Origin of the sequence: Micromonospora sp. NBRC 107095, from assembly GCF_030269705.1 — a bacterium.
GTDB classification, from domain to species: Bacteria; Actinomycetota; Actinomycetes; order Mycobacteriales; family Micromonosporaceae; genus Micromonospora; species Micromonospora parva.
The window spans coordinates 575,508-597,133 of sequence record NZ_BSTU01000003.1 but is presented as its reverse complement, the minus strand read 5'-3'; the positions used below and the strand labels follow the sequence as shown (position 1 = coordinate 597,133).

The following is a 21,626-nucleotide window of genomic DNA, read 5'->3' as shown; positions in this document are numbered from 1 at the left end:
CCGGATCATCTGTCGTCTATCCGACACGCTCTGCCACCTGGGCAGGTGGAGCCCTGGCATCGTTTCCGGCCCCGGAAAACGGACGATGCCCGGCTATGCTGCGGCAGTGCACCCGCAGGCTACGGTCACCGGCCCCGCCCGGGCCGCGTTGGTAGGGCTCGTGCTCTCCGGCCTGGCACTCACGGCCTGTGGGCCGCAGGCCTCGGCGCCACGCAGCGGGTCCACCGCCTCCGCGCCGGCACAGGGGCAGGGTGATCACGACTCACCCGCTCCGGTCGATACGCCCTCTGCCACCCTCTGCAGCGGGGCTGGCCCGGCTGGCGGCGACGACGTCCTTGCCTACTGTCGGCGGGTCACGGACGACAAGCTCCGCCGCAGCAACCTCACCTCGGGGCAGCGCGCCGAGGCGGAGACCACAGCAGATGCCGTCGACGCGGCAATCGGCCAGGTGACGCTGGAATGTGCCGAGCCCGTCAGCCAGGAGTGCCTGGCGGAGGAGGCCCGCCGGCGGATGTTTCCGGCCACGGGCAGCCCCGAGCAGACCGCCGACCGCGTCCGGCAGGCGCTCACCGCCGCTGGTTTTACCGACATCGTCGTACGACCCGCCGGACCGGCGGATCCCGCACCCCGGTCCGCCATCGTCTACGCGGTACGGGCAGGCGCTGGCTGCGTGGTGGGCCACCTTGACGGCGGCGGTCGGAGCGCGGGGCAGCCGCAGGCGGTCGGTGCGCTGCCGCACGGCCGGTGCCTCGCCTGATCGGCCGCCCGTCGATAGGCCGGAAACGGACCCGGTGGAGGTCGGAGGTCAGGTGGGTGGAAAGACTCACGTTTGGTCGGGGCGGTGACCGTTTCGCGCGGGCACCGCGCAGGGTAGGGGAGTTACGGCCCCGCGTCCCCCGACCCTGGCAGGCTGATGCGCAACAGGTACCTCGATCTCCTCCGTTCCCTGGCCATCGTGCGAGTGGTGGTCTACCACGTCACCGGATGGGCGACCCTCACCCTCGTCTTCCCCGCCATGTCGGTGATGTTCGCGCTGGCGGGCTCGCTGATGGCCGCCTCGCTGACCCGCTCCGGGCCGGCGGCGGTCGGGCGTCGGCTGCGTCGGCTGCTGCCGTCGCTGTGGGTGGTCGCTGTGGTCTTCGTGCCGGCCATGCTGTTCACCGGGCTGCCGGTGAGCCCCCGGGTGCTGCTGTGGCTGTTCCCGGTGGCCGACCCGCCGGCCAACCACTGGGGCGCGCTGGCGCTGAGCGTCATCTGGTACCTGCGCGACTACCTGTGGTTCGTGTTCGCCTCACCGGTCGCGTTCTGGCTGTTCCGGCGTGCCCCGCTGCCGACCCTGCTCGCCCCGTACCTCCTGTTGGTGATGATCGAGGTGGGGATCTACCCGGCGCCGCCGGTGCTGCGCGAGTTCGGGCTCTACTTCGGAGCGTGGCTGCTCGGCTTCGCCCACCACGCCGGGATGCTGCGCCGACTTTCCGGTTGGCTGCTGTACCCGCTCGCGCTCGCCCTCGCCGTGGGCGGCGGCGCCTGGATCGTCGGGCATCCCGGGCCGCGCGGGTACGACCTGAACGACAACCACCTCGGCAACGCCCTCTGGTCGGCCGCTTTCATCCTGATCGTGCTGGGTCGGGCACCGGCCGGGGTTTCCTGGCTGAGCCGCAGCCGACTGGCCGAGCGGGCGGTCACCGTGCTCAACCGGCGCGCGCTCACCGTCTACCTCTGGCACATGCCGTTCGTGGTGGCGCTCACTCCACTGGTCGACGTCGTGGGCTGGTCCCACCAGGACCCGGTGGGCCTGGCCATCCGGGTGCTGCTGGTCTTCGCCCTGGTCGGGTTGGTCACACTGGCCGTCGGCTGGGTCGAGGACGTCGCCGCCCGTCGCCGCCCGGAGCTGATCCCCGGTGGATCGGCGCAGCCCGCCGACGAGGCGGTCCAGCCGGCCGGCGACACGTCGGACGGTGCCGGGACGACTAGCGGCCGAGCGGTGGTGCCGGCGCAGCGGGTGGCCGGGGAGGAGTCCAGCGTCACGCTCAACGCTGGCTGATCGTGAGGTTGCCGCTGTTGGCCGAACCGTCGAGCACCAGGGACGCGCCCGGGTTGTCGGCGACGGTGACGTTCTCGTCGCCGGAGTCGGCGTTGGACCGGACCCGGTAGCTGCCCTGGGGCACCAGCAGCGTGACGTCACCGCTGGAGGCGTGCACCCGGGCCGAGGCGGGCTGGTCGAGCTGGACGTCGACGTTGCCGGAGTTGGCCTCGGCGTCGACAGTGCCGGCCAGCCGGCGTGCGGTGATGTCCCCGGACGAGGCACGCAACCGTACCGCCGCGGTTGCCTCGCTCACCTCGATGTTGCCGGAGCGGGCCTCCACCCCGACCGCGCCCGACGCCCCGGAGATCCGCACGTCGCCCGAGCTCACCTGCAGCTCCACCGCGCCGACCCGGCTCAGCTCGACGTTGCCGGAGCTGGTCTCGCCCTGCACCGCCACGCCCTCTGGCACCGTCACCTCGTAGGAGATGCTGCACCGCGACCCGCAGTCGGTGTCCAGCACCAGTTCGGTGCCCTTGATCTCGTAGCGGGTGTTGTCCGGTTCACCGCCCTGGTAGCGCACCACCCGCTTGATCCGCACCTCGGACGCCGGACCGGTGCCGCGCACCACCACGTCACCCGAGCCGCCGGAGACTCGGACCGTGGTGATCCGGACCGCCTCGGTGTTGTCGTAGTCGAGCCGGCGGAACGACAGGTTGTCGCACCCGGCGAGCACGATGAGGGTGGTGGTGAGTCCCAGCGCGACGGGAGCGGCGACGCGACGCCGGCGGGGGGTGGTGGAGGTCAGGCGCAGTTGCATGAGCAGCACGCTACGGCCGGGCACGACTCGGCCGCATCGGGGTTCATCCGCGCTCGCACCCCGAACCAACCCTGATTTCACACCCCGAGGGAGAATGGCCCGATGGCCGGGTATCGCCGACAGCTCTACCGCGACGACGCGGTGGTGCTGCGTGTGCAGAAGCTCGGCGAGTCCGACCGGATCATCACCCTGCTCACCCGTCGGCACGGCCGGCTGCGCGCGGTGGCCCGAGGGATCCGCCGCACCACCAGCAAGTTCGGTGCCCGGCTGGAGCCGTTCGGCCACGTCGACCTCCAGCTCGCCGGTGACCCGAAGGGCAACCAGGGCAGCTCGCTGCACACCGTCAGCCAGGTCGAGGGCATCGACCTGTACGGCAAACGGTTCCTGGGCGACTATCCGCGCTACACGGCGGCCAGCGCGATCGCCGAGACCGCCGAGCGGTTGACCCCGGTGGAGCGGGAGCCGTCGCTGCGGCTGTTCCAGCTCACCGTCGGCGCGCTGAAGGCGCTGTCCCGGGGCGAGCACGCCACCACCCTGGTGCTCGACGCGTACCTGCTGCGGGGGATGTCGCTGGCCGGCTGGGCGCCGGCGCTGGTCGCCTGCGCGGTCTGTGGCACGCCCGGGCGGCACCGGGCGTTCTCCGTACCGGCCGGTGGTGCGGTCTGTCCGGATTGTCGGCCGCCCGGGGCGGCTCATCCCGCGCCGGCCACCATCGATCTGATGTCCGCGCTGACCACCGGCGACTGGGTGATCGCCGACGCCACCGACGCCGCCGTACGTCGGGAGTGCAGTGGGCTGGTCGCGGCTCACCTGCAGTGGCACCTGGAGCGCGCGCTACGCTCGCTGCCGCTGGTCGACCGGGGTCCCTCGGCGACCGGCGCGGCCTCGCCGCCGGAAGGCACCGGGGCCGTGGTGCTCCGGCCACGTGGCGACGTCGAGGCCGGGGCGGACGGCGCGAACAGGGAGTGACCGAGTGATCCGATCGAAGAAGGCCGACCGGCGTGAGCCGACCCCGCCGGTGCCACACCCGTCCGGGGCCCGCCCTCCGGCGCTGCCCGCCGAGGCGGTGCCGAGGCACGTGGCGGTGGTGATGGACGGCAACGGCCGCTGGGCCAAGGACCGCGGGCTGCCCCGCACCAAGGGGCACGAGGCGGGGGAGCACAGCCTCTTCGACACCATCGAGGGCGCCATCGAGATGGGCATCCCGTACCTGTCGGCGTACGCGTTCTCCACGGAGAACTGGCGGCGCTCGCCCGACGAGGTCCGGTTCCTGATGGGGTTCAACCGGGACGTGATCCGTCGCCGTCGTGACCAGCTGGTCGACCTCGGTGTCCGGGTGGTGTGGTCGGGCCGGTCCGGGCGGCTGTGGAAGAGCGTCATCTCGGAGTTGCAGACCGCCGAGGAGATGTCCCGCGACAACTCGACGTTGACCCTGCAGTTCTGCGTGAACTACGGCGGGCAGGCCGAGATCGGTGACGCCGCCGCGGCGATCGCGCGGGACGTGGCGGCCGGCCGGCTGGACCCGGCGAAGGTCACCGAGAAGACCGTGGCGAAGTACCTCTACCACCCGGAGATCCCGGAGGTGGACCTGTTCCTGCGTCCCTCCGGGGAGGAACGGATCTCCAACTTCCTGCTCTGGCAGACCGCGTACGCCGAGTTGGTCTTCCTGGACACGCTCTGGCCCGACTTCGACCGCCGCCACCTCTGGTACGCGTGCGAGTTGTACGCGCAGCGGGACCGACGCTTCGGCGGCGCGCTGCCCAACCCGGTCGCCCCGGTTATCTGAGCCGACGCGCTTACCCGCACGTCACTCTGGGTACCAGAAACGTCAGGAGCCACTGACGGAGGTGAACCCACATGATCCAGAAGCGCATTGCCCAGTGGGCGGTGATGGCGATCGCGGTGCCGCTGGCCGCTGCCGGTGCCCGCCGGCTCAGCCACACCCTGGAGGCCCGGCGTGGTCCCTCCGGGGCGACCCGGCTGCTGACCAAGGGTGCGGACCTGATCCGCCCGCAGAAGGCCAAGCGCCGCCGCATCTTCTGACCAACACCACCTGGCCCCGGCGCCGTCCGCACCCGGTGCGGGCGGCGCCGCTGCGTCCCTCCGGACGCCGAGGGGGTGGTGCTGTCGTTTCGGGGTGCTGCCGCAGGCGGGCGGGTAGGGTCCGGAGGTGGTGGGGCGACGCGGTGGGGGTGGACATGCGGGATCTCCGATACAAGATGATCATGGCGTTGAACGCCGCCGATCTGGGCGACCCGATCTGCGAGCAGGTGGCCGAGATCTGTGCCGAGATCGCCGAACAGCACTGCGCCGAGTTCGGCCACACACCGCAGCTGCGCAGCGGTGAGATCGCCGAACTGGCCATCGGTGAACCTGCCCTGAGCTGGGCGCCGTCGACCCCCGACGCCGGGCAGCGTGCCTGGTGACCGCGCCCGCGCCCGCCGTCGACATCCGCCGGGCCGACGATCGCTTCGCCACCCGGATCTCCTGGCTGGACTCCAAGCACTCCTTCTCGTTCTCCCGGCACTACGACCCCGCCAACACCCACCACGGCCTGCTGCTGGTCAACAACGACGACGTGGTCCGGCCGGGGGCCGGCTTCGAGACCCACCCGCACCAGGACATGGAGATCGTGACCTGGGTGCTGCGCGGCTCGCTGGTGCACCAGGACTCGACCGGGCACTCCGGGGTGATCTACCCGGGTCTGGCCCAGCGGATGAGCGCCGGCACGGGCATCCTGCACTCGGAGAAGAACGACGCCTGGCGGCTGAACAACCAGGAGCCGCACAGCGACCCGGTGCACTTCGTGCAGATGTGGGTGCTCCCCGACGAACAGGGCGTCGACCCCGGCTACGAGCAGCTGGAGATCGAGGACGAGCTGCTGCGCGGCGGTCTGGTGCCGGTCGCCTCCGGGATGGACCGCTACCACGGCGCGTCCGCGATCCGCATCCGCAACCGGTACGCGACCCTGCACGCCGCCCGTCTCGCGCCCGGCGACGAGGTCACCATCCCCGACGCGCCCTACGTGCACCTCTACGTGCCCAACGGCACCGTGACACTGGAGGGCGGCGGCCCGCTCGGTACCGGCGACGCCGCCCGGCTCACCATGACCGGTGGCCGACGGGTCACCGCCGACGAACCGGCCGAGATCCTCGTCTGGGAGATGCACGCGACGATCAACTGACGGGCGTCCCGGATGCGCCGTCTGCCGTGCCGGCGCCTCCGCATGCTGCGCCGTCTCCCATGATCGTGCTCGAACATAGATGTAGTGGCCTCCCTGCATCGGGGAGGCCACTACATCAGGGATCGAGCACGATCGTGCCGTGGGCCGTGGGCCGTGGGTTTGTTACGCCGGGGACTCGGTGCGGTCGCCGGCCCAGGTGGTGTGGAACGAGCCGTCGCGGTCCACCCGCTGGTAGGTGTGCGCGCCGAAGTTGTCCCGCAGACCCTGGATCAGCGCCGCGGGCAGCCGCTCGGCGCGCAACGCGTCGAAGTACGCCAGCGACGACGAGAACGCGGGCGTCGGCACCCCGGCCCGGGTCGCGTCGCCCACCACCCGTCGCCAGCTCGGCACTCCGGCGCTGACCGCCTCGGCGAAGTACGGGGCCACCAGCAACGTCGGCAGGTCCGGCTGCTGGTCGTACGCCTCGCGGATCCGGTTGAGGAAGCGGGCCCGGATGATGCAGCCGCCCCGCCAGATCGTCGCGGTGCCCCCGAGATCGATGTCCCAGTTGTATTCCTGGCTGCCCGCGCGGATGTGGTCGAAGCCCTGCGCGTACGCGACGATCTTGGAAGCGAGCAGCGCCCGTCGGACGTCCTCGATGAAGGTCTCCCGGTCCGTGACCTGCCACTTCTCACCCGCGTCGGGGAACGCCCGTCGGGCCGCCTCACGCTGGTCGACGTGCCCGGAGAGCGAGCGGGCGAAGGTCGCCTCGGCGATCCCGGTGATCGGGATGCCCAGGTCCAGGGCGCTTTGCACGGTCCACCGACCGGTGCCCTTCTGCTCGGCCCGATCCTGCACGATGTCCACGAAGGACCGGCCGGTCGCCGCGTCCGTGTGCGCGAGCACGTCGGCGGTGATCTCGATGAGGAACGACTCCAACTCGCCGTTGTTCCACTCCCGGAAGATCTCCGCGATCTCGGCCGGCGTCGCGTCCAGGCCGGCCCGGAGCAGGTCGTACGCCTCGGCGATGAGCTGCATGTCGGCGTACTCGATGCCGTTGTGCACCATCTTGACGAAGTGCCCGGCGCCGTCCGGCCCGACGTGCATGCAGCACGGCACACCGTCCACCTGGGCGGCGATCTTCTCGAACATCGGCCCGAGCTTCGCGTACGACTCGGCGGAACCACCCGGCATGATGCTCGGCCCGCGCAGCGCGCCCTCCTCGCCGCCGGAGACGCCGGTGCCGCTGAAATGCAGCCCCTGCGCCCGCAGCGCCTCCTCACGGCGACGGGTGTCCGCGAAGTGGGCGTTGCCGCAGTCGACGATGATGTCGCCCTCGTCGAGCAGCGGGACCAACTCGTCGATCACCGCGTCGGTGGGCGCGCCGGCCTTCACCATCACGATGACAGCGCGGGGCCGCTCCAGTGACGCCACGAAATCGGCCATCGTCTCGCCCGGCACGAACGTGCCCTCGTCGCCGTGCTCGGCGACCAGGCTGCGGGTGCGCTCCGGCGAGCGGTTGTGTACTGCCACCGTGAAGCCGTTGCGAGCCAGGTTGCGGGCCACATTGCGACCCATCACCGCCAGCCCGGTCACCCCGATCTGAGCCCTCGCCTGATCAGCCATTCGTGCCGCCACCTCTCGTCACACCACTATCAGCGTTTGGAAACTTACCGTGATGTGAGCCGATACGGACCAGTGATCGAGGTCCCGTTACTGCACGTGACGTGGACGATGCCGCCGGCGGTTTCGACGCCCGACGATGGCCGGCGAGCCCTGCGCAGGGAAACCTGCCGTCATTGCCCGCCGCGCGCGTCAGCCTTCGGCGAGACGGGCTTCGATACGGGCGATTTTCCCGGTGAGCGCGTCGGTGACCCCGGGCCGGACGTCGGCCTTCAGCACCACACTCACCCGGGGTGCCCGCGCGGCCACGACGTCGACCGCCCGCTTCACCACCGCCATCACCTCGTCCCACTCGCCCTCGACGGTGGTGAACATGGCATCGGTCCGGTTGGGCAGGCCGGACGCACGGACCACCCGAACCGCCTCAGCGACCAGGTCACCCACCGAATCGTCACCGCCGAGCGGGGTGATCGAGAACGCGATCAGCATGGTGCCCATCGTGTCAGGAAATTCGGGTGCGCCGGTGCCCGCCAACGGGATAGCGTGCGGGCATGCGCAACTGACGCCCCACTCTCCGAGCCGGTCCGCCGCCCCGCGCCGCGGTCCGTGCGCTCCTGGGCGTCCCGCATCTCCCACCCGCCGTTCGGCGGCGCTGGCTGTGTCCCGACCCCGGTGAGCAGTCCCTTCCCCGTTCGACCGTCGTGGTGCGACGGTCACCAGCCGAACCGACCGACCGCCGGAGCGCGGGACGGCCGTGTCGATCGGCCCGAAGGAGGCCCGGATGCCTACCAGGCGCAAACCGAAGAGGTCCCGTACAGCCACACCTACCTCCGCCAGCACGGACCCGGCGGCCGGCCATGACGCGCTCCTACCAAGCCGCCCCGAGGTGGACCTCGCGGTCGAACCGGCGTTCCTGGCCGAGCTGGCGCTTCCCGCAGCGTTGGGTGATCCGGCAGTCCTGGTCGAGCCGCCACTGCCGGCGGTGCTGAATCAGACGGCTCTGCCGGAGGCGGTGCCGGGTGAGCTGGTGCCGCCGGTCGACGTGCCGGCGGTAGCCGACGCGCCGGTGGCGGCGGACCTGCCGAAGGTGACCGGGCGACCGAAGGCACCGACGGCCGGACCGCCGCAGGGTGGCGGGACGCGGGCGATCGGCGGGCGTGGCCAACAAGCTGGCCAAAACCGCCGCTACGCCTTCCGCCGCAGCTGACCCCCCCCCACCCACCCACCCTGTCCCGCCCCCCGACCCCCCCGGGCGGTGAGGCAGACAGCAACTTCAGGGGTGGTGCTGCCTCATTGCCCAACGAAGCAGCACCATCCCTGATGTTGTGCGGATCATGCCGGCGCGGCGATGCAAATCGACGCCGTGCGGGAGGGGTGCGGGGTGGGAGCGGCCGGGGCTCAGCCGATCAGGGGGCGGAAGGTGCCGGCCAGCACGCTCGTGGTCAGGGCTGCCGCAGCCAGCGCCGCTGCCCCGGCTATCAGGAGGGCGTCGGCGCGGGTGAAGTGTTGCCGGCGCGCGACGGTACGGGGTGTGCCGGCGTCGAAGCCACGCGCGTCCATCGCCACGGCCAGCCGGGTGCCGCGCCGGATCGCCCCTACCAGCAGCGCGAACGCGGTGGAGGCGAAGAGCCGCAGCTTCGCCACCGGATCGCGTCCCGCGTCGACGCCGCGCGCACGCCGAGCCATGCTGATCATCTGCCACTCCTGGCCGAGCAGCGGCACCAGCCGGAACGCGGCCAGCGCCCCGATGGCGAACCGCGCCGGCGCCTTCGCGTTCTGGATCAACGCGTCCGCCAGGTCGGTGGGGTCGGTGGTCGCGAAGACGATCACGCCGGGCAGTGCCACCGCGAACACCCGCAGCACCAGGCCGAGCGCGGTGAGCAGCACACCGGTGCTCACCAGCACCGGCCCCGCGTCCAGCAGGACCCGACCGGACCGGTCGGCGGCGAACAGCACCAGGGTGACCAGGATGCCGGCGGCGCTGAGCAGCAGCGGCCAGGCCCGTCGGGCCAGTACCCGGTAGCGGATGCCGAACAGCGGCAGGACGGCCAGTTCGAGGGCGATGGCGATCGCCGGGGCGACCGGGTCCAGGGTGGCCAGCAGGATGAACGAGAAGGCGAGTGCGGCGGCGACCTTCGCCACCGGGTTGCGGCGGGCCAACGGCGCGTCCGGCGCGGCGACCGGCTCGATGCTGATCATCGGTGGTCGTCCGGGGCTCGGTGCAGGGTGACGGTGCGGTCGGCGAGCGCGGCGACGAAGTCCGCGTCGTGGGTGACGGTGACCACGCCGTGGCCGGCGTCGCGCAGGTCGGCGAAGAGGTCGACCAACTCCCGCCAGGTCCGCCGGTCCTGGCCGAAGGTGGGTTCGTCACAGATCAGCAGGCGGGGCGCGGTGGCCAGGGCCGTCGCCACGCTCAGCCGCCGCGCCTCACCACCGGAGAGGGTGTACGGGTTGGCGGCGGCGAGCCGGGCCAGCCGCAGCCGTTCCAGCAGCCCGGCCACGGTCTCGTTGACCACCGCCTCGGGTTGACCGGTGCGGCGCGGGCCGAGCGCCAGCTCGTCGAAGACGGTGCTGGTGACGAACTGGTGTTCCGGATCCTGGAAGACCGACCCGATCCGCCGGGCCAGCGCGGGCGCCCGCCAGCGGTGCGGGGGAGTGCGGTGGTCCGGGCCGGCCAGTTCGGCGGACGCGGTGACCCGCCCACTGCCCGGCCGGAGCAGACCGCCGAGCAGCAACGCCAGGGTGGACTTGCCGGCACCGTTCGGTCCGCGTACGGCGAGTGCCTCGCCGGCGCGTACCGACAGGTTGGTGTGGCCCAGCCGGGGTGGCAGGCCGACCTGGTCGGCGGTGAGCAACAGCTCCCCGGGGGCGGCAGTGGCCGGCCGGGGCGTGACGGGGTGACCGGGCACCCAGACGCCCTCGGCGGCCAGGGCGGCGCCGTGGGCGGCGAAGACCGCCTCGGGGGTGCCGTCCGCGCGGACGCCGCCTCCCGGTTCCAGGACGACCACCCGGTCGACCAGTGGCAACGCCTCGGCGACCCGGTGCTCGACCAGGATCAGCGTGGTGTCGGCGTCCAGCGCGCCGGCCACCGCGTGCCGGACCAGGTCGGCCCCGGCCGGGTCGAGGTTGGCGGTCGGCTCGTCGAGGAGCAGCAGGGCGGGGCGCAGGGCCAGCGCGCCGGCCAGGGCGAGGCGTTGCTGCTCGCCGCCGGAGAGCGCCGCGGTGCGGCGGTCCCGGGGGTACGGGAAGCCGACCCGGTGCAGTGCCTCGTCGACCCGGGGCCAGATCTCGTCGGCCGGTACCCCCCGGTTCTCCAGCCCGAACGCGACGTCGTCGCCGCAGCGGGCCATCACCAGTTGGGTCTCCGGGTCCTGGAAGACGACGCCGACCCGTTCCCGCCCCTTGCGCGGGTCGAGCCCGTCGATCTCGACGGTGCCCTCCTGCTCGCCGGAGTCGTCGGGAAGCAGCCCGGCCAGCGCGCTGAGCAGGGTGCTCTTGCCGGCCCCCGAGGGCCCGAGCAGCAGCACCCGTTCCCCGACCTCGATCCGCAGGTCGACCCCGCGCAGCGCCCAGGCCCGCCGCCCGGCGTGCCGCCACCCGAACCCCCGCAACACCACAGCGCCCACCGAACCCCCCAGCCCTCCGCTCCCACCCACCCCCAGACCCCACCCCACCCCACCCCCGGCCCCACCCCACGGCCCGGCCGATTGATCATGAGGTTGGCGGGGGTTTCAGAGATCCATTCCACCGCCAACCTCATGATCAACGAGGATCGGTGCGGCGCGGGTGGGGTTAGATCAGGGCGCGGTCCCGGCCTGCCGGGAAGCGGTCCAGGACGCCGGTGTTGGCCAGGGCCTTGGTCAGCAGCCAGCCGCCCGCTCCTGCGATGACGGTGGCGCTGACGACGGTGAGCAGCGCGTACGGGATGCGGTAGTCGGCCAGCGCGTAGTCGACGTTCCAGACGAAGAAGTCGAACAGCGCGGCGCTGACACCGGTCAGCGCGCCGGCGAACACGGCTGTCGGCAGCCGGAACGACCGGTAGCGGAAGGCGGCGAAGGCCAGCTCGGCGCCGATGCCCTGCACGATCCCCTGCGGGATCACCGTGCCGGCCCACTGGCTGCCCAGCAGCGCGGACAGGACCGCGGCCACGGTCTCGCAGTAGAGCGCGGCACCGGGCTTGCGGATGACCAGCCCACCGATCACCGCCGGCATCAACCAGACGCCGTAGAGCAGCGTCTGCGCCGGCGGGAAGAAGGCGAACGCACCCTCGGTGGCGCTCCAGACCAGGCCCCAGGCCCAGAAGATGACGCCGAAGGCGACCGCGATCACCGAGGCGACCACGATGTCGATGGTGCGCCAACGGTTGGTGGTGTTGTCCATGATTGCTCCCAGTTCAACGAAGAGAACCAGGAGAAGACGCACGCCGCGTCCGGTGGCACCGGACTGCGGCGCGGCTGGAGGTCGACCGAACTCCCTGCGCTGGCATTACCCAGATCAGGTTCGAGGGTCTGCGGGCGTACCCACACTCTCAGCGCTGTGCGCTCCCCTGTCGGATATGAAGTTGTCTCGGTGACGCTAACACCGACCCGGGTCGTGGGCCCAGCAGGGCATGCGCTGACCTGCGGGAGCGGCCGGCCCACCGCCTTCTGGGTACGCTTCCGATCATGCGGGTAGATGCGCGAGGCCTCACGTTCGACGTGACAGTCGACGGTCCACCGGACGGCGTACCCGTCCTGCTGCTGCACGGCTTCCCTCAGCACAGCGGTGAGTGGGACGACGTGGTGCCGCGGCTGCACCCGGGTGGGCTGCGCACGTACGCGCTGGACCAGCGCGGCTACTCGCCCGGTGCCCGGCCCACGGCGGTGGCCGACTACCGCATCCCCGAACTCGTCGGCGACGTGGTGGCGGTGCTCGACGCGCTGGAGCTGGACGCCGTGCACCTGGTCGGCCACGACTGGGGCGCGGTGGTGGCGTGGGCGGTCGCCGCCCGGCACCCCGACCGGGTGCACACGCTGACCGCGGTGTCCGTGCCGCATCCGGCGGCGATGGCGCACGCGCTGACCACCGACAGCGGACAGAAGGCCCGCTCGTCGTACATGGCGTTGTTCCGCAAGCCGGACACGGCGGAGAAGGTGCTGCTGGCGTGGCACGCCGCCGCGCTGCGCAAACTGCTCGGCGGGGTGGGCGACGCGTCCCGGGTGAACAGGTACGCCGACCCGATGCGCGAGCCGGGAGCGCTCACGGCGGCCCTGAACTGGTACCGGGCGATGTCCCGCGCCGACCTGGCCGGTGTCGGCCCGGTCACGGTGCCCACCACGTATGTCTGGAGTGACCGGGACGTCGCCATCGGCCGGACCGCCGCCGAGGCGTGCGCGGCGAACGTCACCGGGGACTACCGGTTCGTGCAGCTGTCCGGGGTGAGTCACTGGATCCCGGACGAGGCGCCGGCCCCACTCGCCGAGGCGATCCTGGCCCGGGCCGGCTAAGTGGCAGGCAATCGAACGACGGAGGACGTATGACGGTGAGTGCCGAGGACTACCTGGCCGTGGTGACCGAGACGATCGGCCGGGTGGCCGCCAGCCAGCGGGAGGCGGTGGGGCGGGCCGCCGACCTGATCGCCGAGGCGGTCCGGGCCGACGGCGTGGTGCACGCGTTCGGCACCGGGCACTCGGAGGCCCTCGCGATGGAGATCGCCGGGCGGGCGGGTGGTCTGGTGCCGACCAACCGGATCGCGCTACGCGACCTGGTGCTGATCGGTGGCGAGCCGGCGGAACGGCTCGGCCCGCTGCTGGAACGGGACCCGGCCATCGCGCACCGCCTCTACGAGCTGGCCCCGGTGCGCCCCACCGACGTCTTCGTGCTCGCCTCGAACTCCGGGGTCAACGGCGCGATGGTGGAGTTCGCCACGCTGGTGAAGGAGCACGGTCACGGGCTGGTGGCGATCACCTCGGCGCAGCACTCCGGTCGGATGACGTCCCGGCACCCGTCGGGGCGCAAGCTGAGCGACCTCGCCGACGTGGTGCTCGACAACGGCGCCCCGTACGGCGACGCGACGCTGCCCCTGCCCGGCGGTGGCGCGGTCGGCGCGGTCTCCTCGATCACCGCGGCGTTGCTGGCGCAGCAGGTGACGGTGGAGGTCGTGGCGCGGTTGCTGGCGGCGGGGCAGCGGCCCCCGGTCTACCTGTCGGCGAACATCCCCGACGGCGACGCGCACAACAACGAGCTGGAAGCCCGGTACGCGGGCCGCATCCGACGCGGGTCCTGACGTTGCCACAGTATGAACGGCGGATGTCGTGAACTTGTTTCGCGCTCGGCCGGGTGGGGCATTGGCGTTGCTGCCGGCGGCCGGGACCGCCGGCAGTAGCGTCTCACCGGAGGTAGCGCGTGTCCAAGGAGACCGAGAAGCAGCGTTGGCAGCGCAACTTCGCCGACCTGCTGCAGGAGTTGCGGGTCGCTCAGACCGGTGTTCAGATCCTCTTCGCCTTCCTGCTCACCCTGCCGTTCAGTAACGGGTTCACCAGGACCAGCGAGTTCCAACGCGACGTGTACATCGTGGCGTTGCTCGCGGCGGCCGCCGCCACCGCGATGATCATCTCGCCGGTGGCGTTCCACCGGGCGCTCTTCCGGCAGGGGCGTAAGCCGGAACTGGTGCGGTTCGCCCACCGGATGGCCACCGGCGGTCTCGCCTTCATGCTGATCGCGATGGTCAGCGCCGTCCTGCTGATCACCGACTTCGTGTTGGACCGGCCGATCGCCTTCCTGCTCAGCGCCCTGACCGGGCTGTGGTTCCTCACCTTCTGGATGATCCTGCCGTTCGCCCGGCGCAACTGGGGTGAGGACGACATCGACGACGATGACGACGACCCGGACACGATCAACGGCCGCTGACCCCCGCCGATCCGCACGCAGCGCTACCCCCGGGTAACAACCGGGGGTAGCGTGACGGTAGTCGCACCCGTCGACGCAGCCGCACCGAACTTCGAGGGGGCAGCCGTGACCACGACGCAGAACGGCCGACCGGCACCGGACGGCCCCGACTCCGAAGCCACCGCCCAGGCGGCGGCGCCACTGCCCGCGGAAGCCGGACAGGTCACTGAGAAGGAAGCCCGGCAGGTCGCCGAAGCCGCCCGAGAGTCCACCTGGGACCGACCCAGCTTCGGCAAGGAGTTGTTCCTCGGCCGGTTCCGGCTCGACCTGATCGACCCGTGGCCCCGATCCGACCCGGACGACGTGGCCCGGGCGGAGGAGTTCCTCGGTCGGTTCCGCGCCTTCCTGGCCTCCGAGGTGGACGGCGCCGCCATCGAACGGGACGGCTCCATTCCCGACTCGGTGTTCCACGGCCTGGCTGACCTCGGCGCGTTCGGCATGAAGATCGACCGGAAGTACGGCGGGCTCGGGCTGAGCAACCTGCACTACTGCCGGGCGCTCATGCTGGCCGGCTCGGTCAGCCCGGCCATCGGCGCGCTGCTCTCGGCCCACCAGTCGATCGGTGTGCCACAGCCACTGAAGATGTTCGGCACCGCCGAGCAGAAGCAGCGCTTCCTGCCCCGGCTCGCGGCCGGTGAGGTGTCCGCGTTCCTGCTCACCGAGCCCGACGTCGGCTCCGACCCGGCCCGGCTGGCCACCGTCGCCGAGCCGACCGAGGACGGCACGGGTTACCGGCTCAACGGGGTGAAGCTCTGGGCCACCAACGGCATCGTGGCGACCCTGCTGGTGGTGATGGCCCGGGTGCCCGCCACGGAGGGCCGCCGGGGCGGGATCACCGCGTTCGTGGTGGACGGCGACACGCCGGGCATCACCGTCGAGCGGCGCAACGAGTTCATCGGTCTGCGCGGCCTGGAGAACAGCCTGACCCGGTTCCACGACGTGTTCGTGCCCGCCGAGAACGTCATCGGCGGTGAGGGCAAGGGGCTGAAGATCGCCCTGACCACCCTGAACACCGGCCGGCTCTCACTGCCGGCGATGTGCGTGGGGGCCGGCAAGTGGGCGTTGAACGTGGCCCGTGGGTGGGCCGCCGACCGGGTCCAGTGGGGTCGACCGGTGGGCGAGCACGAAGCGGTCGCGCAGAAACTGTCCTTCATCGCCGCCACCACGTACGGCATGGAGACCATGCTCGACCTCTGCTGCCTGCTCGCCGACGACGACCGCAACGACATCCGGATCGAAGCGGCGCTGGTCAAGCTGTACGCCAGCGAGATGGCCTGGAAGATCGCCGACGAGCTGGTCCAGATCCGGGGCGGGCGCGGCTACGAGACGGCCGACTCGCTGGCCGCCCGTGGCGAACGCCCGGCCGCCGTCGAGCAGATGCTGCGCGACCTGCGGATCAACCGGATCTTCGAGGGCTCCACCGAGATCATGCACCTGCTGATCGCGCGGGAGGCGGTCGACGCCCACCTGTCGGTGGCCGGCGACATCATCGATCCGGACGCGGGCCTGGGCCGCAAGGCCCGAGCCGGCGCGCGGGCGGGCGCCTTCTACGCGAAGTGGCTGCCCACCCTCGCCGTGGGCCGGGGGCAGACCCCCTCGGCGTACGCCGAGTTCGCCCCGCTCGCCGCGCACCTGCGCCAGGTGGAGCGTTCCTCGCGCAAGCTGGCCCGGTCGACGTTCTACGCGATGTCCCGCTGGCAGGGAAAGATGGAGCGTAAGCAGGCGTTCCTCGGCCGGGTAGTGGACATCGGCGCCGAGTTGTTCGCGATGTCAGCGGTCTGCGTCCGGGCCACCGCCGAACGGGACAGCCGACCGGAGAACGTCGAGCTGGCCGACCTGTTCTGCCGGCAGGCGCGGGTGCGGGTCGACGCCCTGTTCGCCGCGCTCTGGGACAACACCGACTCGGTCGACACCGCCGCCGCGAAGCGCATCCTCGCCGGCCGTTACGCGGGCCTGGAGGAGGGTGTGCTCACCCCGTCCGAGGAGTTGCCCTGGGTGGCCCGCTGGTCGCCCGGCCCGTCCACCGCCGAGGACGTCCGTCGCCGCATCCCACCCAAGCCCTGACCCCCGCGTCACAGACGCGCGGGCCGGCGGGCTTGATCAACTCCGGATCGTCGAGGTGTCGGCATCCGGCAGCCCCGATACCCCCACCTCGCCGTTGACCCGGCGGCGGTCAGCGGGAGACCGCCCAGGCCAGCACGCCGGCCAGGATCAGACCATTGAGCCCGGCCAGGGCGAGGTACGCCGCAGGCGGGATCTTCTTGCCCCGACGGACGAAGGAGACCAGGACGGCGGCGTAGCCGAGCAGCAGGACGGCGATGACGACGAGGAAGTAGAACACCCGAAGACCTTAGCGGCCCCGGCCGCGCAGGCCGAGTTGGCGCAGCTCCAAGGCGGCCAGGGCGTCGACAGTCGCGTCGTCGCCGCGACGCCACGCCTCGGCGACGTCCGGGCCGATCCGGGTCAACTGGCCCAGCGGCCGGGTGGCCAGCGCGCGCAGGGCGAGCAGGTCCCGGCCGGCCGGCCCGGCGGCCAGCTTCGCCGCCGACCCGGCCCGGCGCATCCAGCGGACCCGCAACGGCAGCCAACCGAGGAGCACGATGCCGAGCGGGAAGATCAGCACCGCGATGGCCAGGGCGAGGGCCAACTGGTCGACCAGGTGCTGCTGGTCGCGCCCGGCGTCGGCGAGCGATCGGGCGGCGTCGGCGGCACGTTGGAACGGGGCGGTGAGTTCGTCGCCCACCAGCGGCACCCGGCCGACCTTGCTGCCGGCGTCGCCCAGGTTGTCGGCGAGGCCACTACCGGCGCCCTCCAGCTTCTGCCCCGGTACGGCGAGCTTCTGCACCAGGTCGTGCAGCCACAGCGCGCCGCGGATCGCCGCGTACACCCAGACGACGACGAGCAGGTCGGTGAGCACCTGACGGGCGGCGGTCGGAAACCGATCGGCATAGATTTTCACGCCGGTCAGCGTGCCACGAACGTCCCGCTCCGTGCAGCAGTGATGTGAGCCCGGCACGCGACCGGCCGCCGACGGCACCGGAGCGTCGCGCCAGCGGCGGCGCCGCTGGTCAGCGCGGGCAGGTCGGGCAGGTGCCGAAGATCTCCAGGGTGTGGCTGACGTCGGCGTAGCCGTGCTGCGCGGCGACCCGGTCGGCCCAGCTCTCCACGGCCGGGCCGGCCACCTCGACGGTACGACCGCAGACCCGGCAGACCAGGTGGTGGTGGTGCCCCTCGCTGCACCGGCGGTAGAGGTGTTCGCCGCCCGGCGGACGCATCACGTCGATCTCACCCGCGTCGGCCAACCCCTGCAGGGTGCGGTAGACGGTGGTCAGGCCGACCCGCTCGCCGCGCTGGCGCAACATCGCGTGCAGGTCCTGAGCGCTGTGGAAGCCTTCCATCTCGCCCAGCAGCGCGCTCACCGCCGAGCGTTGCCGGGTGTTGCGCACCGCGGCGCCGCTCTCGCTCATGATCCCTCCCCGGCGTGGCTGACCGCGTCCGCCACGATGTGCGCGACGTGTTCGTCGACCAGGCTGTAGGCGATCTCCCGACCTCGGCGGGAGCCGCGCACCACGCCCGCTCCGCGCAACACGCGCAGGTGCTGCGAGACCAGCGGTTGCGCGGCCCCGAGCTTCTCGACCAGCTCGTGTACGCACCGCTCGCCGCCGGCCAGCTCACTGACGATGGCCAGCCGGATGGGCGCGGACAGGGCCCGGAGCAACTCGCTGGCCCCGTCGAATCCGTCGTAGCCCGTTGCGCTGGTCATCCTGCAACGGTAACCAATACCACCGACGTCCACCGAGCAGGCTCAGCTCAGCACGACCTCGTGCGGCTCCGGTGCCGGTACGGCGGTCGGCGTCGTGCGGCGGCGCACCACCCGCCAGACACCGCCCGCCACCGCCACCATCAGGAACGAGGCGATCGCCACCAGCACCACCGACGCGCCCGGCGCGGTGTCCGCGGTGGCCGCCACCCAGACACCCGAGCCGGCGGCGAACAACCCGAGCGCCATCGCGGCCGCCATCGTGCTGCGGAAACCCCTGGTGACCTGCTGCGCAGTGGCGACCGGCACCACCATCAGCGCGCTGATCAGCAGCACCCCGACGGCCCGCATGGCGATGGTCACGGTGACCGCCGTGGCGACCGCGATCAGCAGGTTCAGCGTGCGGACCGGGAGGCCGGAGACCCGGGCGTACTCCTCGTCGTGACTCACCGCGAAGAGCGCCGGCCGCAGCGCGATCATCGTGACCAGGATCGCCGCGCCGAGCACCGCGATGGTGGTCAGGTCGGCGGGCGAGATGGTGGTCAGCGACCCGAACAGGTACGCGTTCAGGTTCGCGCTCGTCGCGTCGGAGAGACCAACCAGGAGTACGCCGCCCGCGATGCCGCCGTAGAAGAGCAGGGCCAGGGCAAGGTCACCGGAGGTACGCCCGCGGGCGCGGACGATCTCGATGGCGACCGCGCCGATGGTGGCGGCGATCACCGCGACCAGCACCGGTGAGCGGTTGAGCAGCAACCCCGCCCCAACCCCGGTCAGCGCCACGTGCCCCACCCCGTCGCCGATCAACGCCAGACGGCGCTGCACGAGGTAGATGCCGAGCGCCGGCGCGGCCAGGCCGATCACCAGCGCGCCGATCAGGGCGCGCTGCATGTAGGGGTACTGGAAGAGTTCCATGGGTCAGTTGCTCCACAGCCCGGCGGGCTCGTCGTAGCAGTGCGGGTGCACGTGGTCGTGGTCGGGCTCCGCGTGGTGGCCGGCCGGGTCCGGCACCGCGCCGTCATGGGCGATGCGACCCTCGTGGACGACCACGGCCCGGCTGATCACCGGGCGCAGCGGGCCCAGCTCGTGGGCGACGAGCAGCACCGTCCCGCCACGGGCGACGAAGTCGCGCAGCGCGCCGGCGAACGCCTCCTGACTGGCCGCGTCCACCCCGGCGGTCGGCTCGTCGAGGACCAGCAGCTCCGGCTCGCCGGCCAGGGCACGGGCGATCAGGGTGCGCTGCTGCTGACCGCCGGAGAGCGTGGACACCGGGTCGCCAGCCCGGTCGGCGAGCCCGACCGCGCGCAGCGCCGCGTCGACGGCGGCCCGGTCGGCCCGACCCGGCGGACGCAGCACCCCTCGACGCGCCAGCCGGCCGGAGGCCACCACCTCGCGGACGGTGGCCGGCACGCCGCCGCCGGCGCCCAGGCGCTGCGGGACGTACCCGATGCGCGCCCACTGTCGGAAACGGCGCAACGGCCGGTCGAAGAGGGTGACCGAGCCGGCGCTGATCGGCACCAGCCCGAGCACGGCGCGGATCAGGGTGGACTTGCCGGAGCCGTTGGCGCCGAGGATCGCGACCACCTCGCCCGCGGTCACGGTGAGCGAGACGTCCCGGAGCACGGGGCGGCCGTCGTAGCCGACCACCCCGTGCTCGACGGTGATGACAGGTGAGGTCACGAGCAGCCCAGGGCGGTCTGCAGGGTCCGCAGGTTGGTGCGCATCACCGAAAGGTAGTCCCCGTCGCTGCCGGCGGCGAGCCCTTCGATCGGGTCGAGCACGGCGGTCTTCGCGCCGACCTGACCGGCGATGGTCTCGGCCACCTTCGGGCTGACCAGGGTCTCGAAGAAGATCGTGGTGGCCTGGTGCTCCTTCGCCTCCTCGATCACGTGCGCGAGGCGCTGCGGCGAGGGCTCGACGTCGGGGCTCAGCCCGGTGATGCCGACCTGGTCGAGCTGGTACCGGTCGGCGAGGTAGCCGAACGCGGCGTGGCTGGTCACGATCTCCCGCCGCTGGCAGGTCGCCAGTCCGTGCTTGAACTCGTCGTCCAGTGTCGTCAGGTCGGTGCGCAGGGCCGCCGCCCGGGCGGTGTAGTCGGCGGAGTGGTCCGGGTCGGCGCTGCCGAGTCGCTGGGCGAGTTGGTCGCCGATGCCGGCCAGCCGGGTCGGGTCGAGCCAGACGTGCGGGTCCTTCCCGCCGCTCTCCTCGGTGTGCCCCTCCTCGCCCTCGTGGTCGTGGCCGCCGGCGGACGCGTCCAGCAGCGGCTGCACGCTCGTCACGTCGAACGCCCGGTCGCCACCGTTCTGGGCCACGGCGTCGTCCACCGCCGGCTGGAACCCCTTGAGGTAGACGATCAGCTCGGCCTCGCTGACCTCACCGACCTGACTCGGGTTGAGTTCCAGGTCGTGCGGCTCGGCGCCGGGCTTGGCCAGGTTGGTCACCCGGACCGCGTCGCCGCCGATCCGCTCGGCCAGGAACTGGAGGGGGTAGAACGCGGCCACCACGTCGACTCGCTGAGGGTCGGCGCCGGCACCATCGGTGGAGCAGCCGGCCCCGGCGCCCAGGGCGAGGAGGGCGGTCGTGGCGGCCAGGAAACGGGACGTGGCGCGGTTGGTCATGTCGTCAACTGTCCGTGGCAACGATAATGATTGTCAAAAACGCATGATTGCATGTCAGAGGAGCTTCGCGAGACCCACCGTCACCAGCAGGGTGAGCATCACCAGCCGGATCAGCCGGGTCTGCGGCGCCTGAACCGCCCAGGTCGTCGTCAACAGGGCGATCAGGACCCCCGCGAGCGCGAGCGTCAGCAGGCCGCCGATCACCCCGGGCGTGAAGAACGCCACCAGCACCACCACCAGGGTGAGCAGGAACACCGACGTCGGGTTCGCCCCGGCCAACCGGGCGAGCAGAGGGCGCTGCGTACGCTGCATCCCACAGACTCTACGAGGAGGAACCCCCGGTGCTGGTGACCAACCGGTTCGTGGTCGACGTCGATACCGCCGACGACTTCACCGAACGGGCGCACGCCGCCCTCACCGCGCTCGCCGCCCGGCCCGGCTACCTGCGCGGTCAACTGGTCCGGGCGCTGGACGACCCCCGGCACTGGTCACTGGTCACCGAATGGGAGTCGGTCGGCACGTACCGGCGGGCACTCGGCGCCTTCGAGGTGAAGGTCAGTGCCGTGCCGCTGCTCGCCGAGTCCGTCGACGAGCCCTCCGCCTACGAGGCGCTGGCCACCGCCGCCCCCGGCGGGGCCGTGGTCGTCGCCGAGAGTGATCGGGCCGCGGGTCCTTACCGCTGAGCCGCCGGACAC

At 72.0% G+C, this 21,626-nt stretch carries 27 protein-coding genes and 1 riboswitch; of the genes, 13 read left to right on the top strand and 14 right to left on the bottom strand.

The window, feature by feature from the left end:
- Positions 1–106 precede the first annotated feature (106 nt).
- Together QSK15_RS19570 and QSK15_RS19565 are read left to right on the top strand one after the other, a co-directional pair.
- On the top strand, positions 107–757 hold the full coding sequence (locus QSK15_RS19570) for a hypothetical protein (protein WP_285795580.1): 651 nt from the start codon (positions 107–109) through the stop codon (positions 755–757).
- Positions 758–913: 156 nt separating this feature from the next.
- The gene (locus QSK15_RS19565; RefSeq protein ID WP_285795579.1) at positions 914–2,044 is read left to right on the top strand and encodes an acyltransferase family protein; all 1,131 of its coding nucleotides are present in this window, start codon (positions 914–916) and stop codon (positions 2,042–2,044) included.
- Here QSK15_RS19565 and QSK15_RS19560 read toward each other — a convergent pair.
- Positions 2,031–2,843 (bottom strand): DUF4097 family beta strand repeat-containing protein, encoded by an 813-nt coding sequence (locus tag QSK15_RS19560; protein ID WP_285795578.1) that lies wholly within the window; start codon positions 2,841–2,843, stop codon positions 2,031–2,033. The genes QSK15_RS19565 and QSK15_RS19560 overlap by 14 nt on opposite strands.
- 102 nt (positions 2,844–2,945) lie before the next feature.
- On the opposite strand from QSK15_RS19560, the gene recO reads away from it, so the two are divergent.
- From recO to QSK15_RS19535, 5 genes are all read left to right on the top strand, one after another.
- Positions 2,946–3,812, top strand: coding sequence for a DNA repair protein RecO (recO, locus tag QSK15_RS19555; RefSeq protein WP_285795577.1), 867 nt, complete (start codon positions 2,946–2,948; stop codon positions 3,810–3,812).
- A gap of 4 nt (positions 3,813–3,816) precedes the next feature.
- Complete coding sequence (locus QSK15_RS19550; protein WP_285795576.1) at positions 3,817–4,629, top strand: isoprenyl transferase; 813 nt, start codon at positions 3,817–3,819, stop codon at positions 4,627–4,629.
- A 71-nt stretch (positions 4,630–4,700) separates the two neighbouring features.
- Positions 4,701–4,886 (top strand): hypothetical protein, encoded by a 186-nt coding sequence (locus QSK15_RS19545; protein WP_279519919.1) that lies wholly within the window; start codon positions 4,701–4,703, stop codon positions 4,884–4,886.
- A 155-nt stretch (positions 4,887–5,041) separates the two neighbouring features.
- Positions 5,042–5,269 carry a thioredoxin reductase gene (locus tag QSK15_RS19540; RefSeq protein WP_285795575.1) on the top strand — a complete coding sequence of 76 codons (228 nt, stop codon included), beginning with the start codon at positions 5,042–5,044 and terminating at the stop codon, positions 5,267–5,269.
- Positions 5,266–6,027 (top strand): pirin family protein, encoded by a 762-nt coding sequence (locus QSK15_RS19535; protein ID WP_285795574.1) that lies wholly within the window; start codon positions 5,266–5,268, stop codon positions 6,025–6,027. The genes QSK15_RS19540 and QSK15_RS19535 overlap by 4 nt, the downstream gene beginning before the upstream one ends.
- A 162-nt stretch (positions 6,028–6,189) precedes the next feature.
- On the opposite strand, the gene gnd is transcribed toward QSK15_RS19535, so the two are convergent.
- Positions 6,190–7,632 (bottom strand): NADP-dependent phosphogluconate dehydrogenase, encoded by a 1,443-nt coding sequence (gene gnd, locus QSK15_RS19530; protein ID WP_030336434.1) that lies wholly within the window; start codon positions 7,630–7,632, stop codon positions 6,190–6,192.
- Between the two features lie 189 nt (positions 7,633–7,821).
- On the bottom strand, positions 7,822–8,118 hold the full coding sequence (locus QSK15_RS19525) for a thiamine-binding protein (protein ID WP_030336432.1): 297 nt from the start codon (positions 8,116–8,118) through the stop codon (positions 7,822–7,824).
- Between the two features lie 397 nt (positions 8,119–8,515).
- Between QSK15_RS19525 and QSK15_RS19520 the strand changes: the two genes are divergently transcribed.
- Entirely contained in the window at positions 8,516–8,836 is a 321-nt protein-coding gene (locus QSK15_RS19520) for a hypothetical protein (RefSeq protein WP_285795573.1), read from the top strand.
- Positions 8,837–9,027: 191 nt separating this feature from the next.
- On the opposite strand, the gene QSK15_RS19515 is transcribed toward QSK15_RS19520, so the two are convergent.
- From QSK15_RS19515 to QSK15_RS19505, 3 genes are all read right to left on the bottom strand, one after another.
- Positions 9,028–9,828 carry an energy-coupling factor transporter transmembrane component T family protein gene (locus tag QSK15_RS19515; protein WP_285795572.1) on the bottom strand — a complete coding sequence of 267 codons (801 nt, stop codon included), beginning with the start codon at positions 9,826–9,828 and terminating at the stop codon, positions 9,028–9,030.
- Positions 9,825–11,255: an ABC transporter ATP-binding protein gene (locus QSK15_RS19510; protein ID WP_285795571.1), complete on the bottom strand. Its 1,431-nt coding sequence runs from the start codon at positions 11,253–11,255 to the stop codon at positions 9,825–9,827. The genes QSK15_RS19515 and QSK15_RS19510 overlap by 4 nt, the downstream gene beginning before the upstream one ends.
- Before the next feature lie 166 nt (positions 11,256–11,421).
- Positions 11,422–12,009: an ECF transporter S component gene (locus QSK15_RS19505; protein ID WP_285795570.1), complete on the bottom strand. Its 588-nt coding sequence runs from the start codon at positions 12,007–12,009 to the stop codon at positions 11,422–11,424.
- A gap of 73 nt (positions 12,010–12,082) precedes the next feature.
- Positions 12,083–12,187, bottom strand: a riboswitch (TPP riboswitch).
- A 106-nt stretch (positions 12,188–12,293) separates the two neighbouring features.
- Here QSK15_RS19505 and QSK15_RS19500 point away from each other — a divergent pair.
- The 4 genes from QSK15_RS19500 to QSK15_RS19485 all read left to right on the top strand — a co-directional run bounded on the left by QSK15_RS19500 (position 12,294) and on the right by QSK15_RS19485 (position 16,620).
- Complete coding sequence (locus QSK15_RS19500) at positions 12,294–13,115, top strand: alpha/beta fold hydrolase (RefSeq protein ID WP_285795569.1); 822 nt, start codon at positions 12,294–12,296, stop codon at positions 13,113–13,115.
- A gap of 29 nt (positions 13,116–13,144) precedes the next feature.
- Positions 13,145–13,894, top strand: coding sequence for a sugar isomerase domain-containing protein (locus QSK15_RS19495; RefSeq protein ID WP_285795568.1), 750 nt, complete (start codon positions 13,145–13,147; stop codon positions 13,892–13,894).
- 119 nt (positions 13,895–14,013) lie between these two features.
- Entirely contained in the window at positions 14,014–14,517 is a 504-nt protein-coding gene (locus tag QSK15_RS19490; RefSeq protein WP_279519928.1) for a DUF6328 family protein, read from the top strand.
- 105 nt (positions 14,518–14,622) lie between these two features.
- Positions 14,623–16,620 carry an acyl-CoA dehydrogenase family protein gene (locus QSK15_RS19485; protein ID WP_285795567.1) on the top strand — a complete coding sequence of 666 codons (1,998 nt, stop codon included), beginning with the start codon at positions 14,623–14,625 and terminating at the stop codon, positions 16,618–16,620.
- Between the two features lie 109 nt (positions 16,621–16,729).
- On the opposite strand, the gene QSK15_RS19480 is transcribed toward QSK15_RS19485, so the two are convergent.
- From QSK15_RS19480 to QSK15_RS19445, 8 genes are all read right to left on the bottom strand, one after another.
- Entirely contained in the window at positions 16,730–16,897 is a 168-nt protein-coding gene (locus QSK15_RS19480; RefSeq protein ID WP_167337361.1) for a hypothetical protein, read from the bottom strand.
- A 9-nt stretch (positions 16,898–16,906) separates the two neighbouring features.
- Positions 16,907–17,515 carry a hypothetical protein gene (locus tag QSK15_RS19475; RefSeq protein ID WP_285795566.1) on the bottom strand — a complete coding sequence of 203 codons (609 nt, stop codon included), beginning with the start codon at positions 17,513–17,515 and terminating at the stop codon, positions 16,907–16,909.
- 109 nt (positions 17,516–17,624) lie between these two features.
- A complete protein-coding gene (locus tag QSK15_RS19470) occupies positions 17,625–18,023 on the bottom strand; it encodes a Fur family transcriptional regulator (protein WP_030338188.1) in 399 nt (132 codons plus the stop codon).
- Positions 18,020–18,319 (bottom strand): ArsR/SmtB family transcription factor, encoded by a 300-nt coding sequence (locus tag QSK15_RS19465; protein WP_030338189.1) that lies wholly within the window; start codon positions 18,317–18,319, stop codon positions 18,020–18,022. The genes QSK15_RS19470 and QSK15_RS19465 overlap by 4 nt, the downstream gene beginning before the upstream one ends.
- A 42-nt stretch (positions 18,320–18,361) precedes the next feature.
- Positions 18,362–19,228 (bottom strand): metal ABC transporter permease, encoded by an 867-nt coding sequence (locus QSK15_RS19460; RefSeq protein WP_285795565.1) that lies wholly within the window; start codon positions 19,226–19,228, stop codon positions 18,362–18,364.
- A 3-nt stretch (positions 19,229–19,231) separates the two neighbouring features.
- Positions 19,232–19,993 carry a metal ABC transporter ATP-binding protein gene (locus QSK15_RS19455; RefSeq protein WP_285795564.1) on the bottom strand — a complete coding sequence of 254 codons (762 nt, stop codon included), beginning with the start codon at positions 19,991–19,993 and terminating at the stop codon, positions 19,232–19,234.
- Positions 19,990–20,931 carry a metal ABC transporter substrate-binding protein gene (locus QSK15_RS19450; protein WP_285795563.1) on the bottom strand — a complete coding sequence of 314 codons (942 nt, stop codon included), beginning with the start codon at positions 20,929–20,931 and terminating at the stop codon, positions 19,990–19,992. Before QSK15_RS19450 ends, QSK15_RS19455 begins: the two co-directional genes overlap by 4 nt.
- Positions 20,932–20,985: 54 nt before the next feature.
- The gene (locus tag QSK15_RS19445) at positions 20,986–21,243 is read right to left on the bottom strand and encodes a hypothetical protein (RefSeq protein ID WP_285795562.1); all 258 of its coding nucleotides are present in this window, start codon (positions 21,241–21,243) and stop codon (positions 20,986–20,988) included.
- A gap of 29 nt (positions 21,244–21,272) precedes the next feature.
- On the opposite strand from QSK15_RS19445, the gene QSK15_RS19440 reads away from it, so the two are divergent.
- On the top strand, positions 21,273–21,614 hold the full coding sequence (locus QSK15_RS19440; RefSeq protein WP_124778180.1) for an antibiotic biosynthesis monooxygenase family protein: 342 nt from the start codon (positions 21,273–21,275) through the stop codon (positions 21,612–21,614).
- Positions 21,615–21,626 lie beyond the last annotated feature (12 nt).

Excerpts from the sequence above, each read along its gene's own strand:
- QSK15_RS19545 (WP_279519919.1), top strand. The coding sequence starts at position 4,701 with ATGATCCAGAAGCGCATTGCCCAGTGGGCGGTGATGGCGATCGCGGTG.
- QSK15_RS19500 (WP_285795569.1), top strand. The coding sequence starts at position 12,294 with ATGCGGGTAGATGCGCGAGGCCTCACGTTCGACGTGACAGTCGACGGT.
- QSK15_RS19565 (WP_285795579.1), top strand. The coding sequence starts at position 914 with ATGCGCAACAGGTACCTCGATCTCCTCCGTTCCCTGGCCATCGTGCGA.
- QSK15_RS19505 (WP_285795570.1), bottom strand. The coding sequence starts at position 12,009 with ATGGACAACACCACCAACCGTTGGCGCACCATCGACATCGTGGTCGCC.
- QSK15_RS19470 (WP_030338188.1), bottom strand. The coding sequence starts at position 18,023 with ATGAGCGAGAGCGGCGCCGCGGTGCGCAACACCCGGCAACGCTCGGCG.
- QSK15_RS19450 (WP_285795563.1), bottom strand. The coding sequence starts at position 20,931 with ATGACCAACCGCGCCACGTCCCGTTTCCTGGCCGCCACGACCGCCCTC.
- QSK15_RS19465 (WP_030338189.1), bottom strand. The coding sequence starts at position 18,319 with ATGACCAGCGCAACGGGCTACGACGGATTCGACGGGGCCAGCGAGTTG.
- QSK15_RS19560 (WP_285795578.1), bottom strand. The coding sequence starts at position 2,843 with ATGCAACTGCGCCTGACCTCCACCACCCCCCGCCGGCGTCGCGTCGCC.
- QSK15_RS19515 (WP_285795572.1), bottom strand. The coding sequence starts at position 9,828 with ATGATCAGCATCGAGCCGGTCGCCGCGCCGGACGCGCCGTTGGCCCGC.
- QSK15_RS19460 (WP_285795565.1), bottom strand. The coding sequence starts at position 19,228 with ATGGAACTCTTCCAGTACCCCTACATGCAGCGCGCCCTGATCGGCGCG.
- QSK15_RS19525 (WP_030336432.1), bottom strand. The coding sequence starts at position 8,118 with ATGCTGATCGCGTTCTCGATCACCCCGCTCGGCGGTGACGATTCGGTG.
- QSK15_RS19540 (WP_285795575.1), top strand. The coding sequence starts at position 5,042 with ATGCGGGATCTCCGATACAAGATGATCATGGCGTTGAACGCCGCCGAT.
- QSK15_RS19495 (WP_285795568.1), top strand. The coding sequence starts at position 13,145 with ATGACGGTGAGTGCCGAGGACTACCTGGCCGTGGTGACCGAGACGATC.
- recO (WP_285795577.1), top strand. The coding sequence starts at position 2,946 with ATGGCCGGGTATCGCCGACAGCTCTACCGCGACGACGCGGTGGTGCTG.
- QSK15_RS19445 (WP_285795562.1), bottom strand. The coding sequence starts at position 21,243 with ATGCAGCGTACGCAGCGCCCTCTGCTCGCCCGGTTGGCCGGGGCGAAC.
- gnd (WP_030336434.1), bottom strand. The coding sequence starts at position 7,632 with ATGGCTGATCAGGCGAGGGCTCAGATCGGGGTGACCGGGCTGGCGGTG.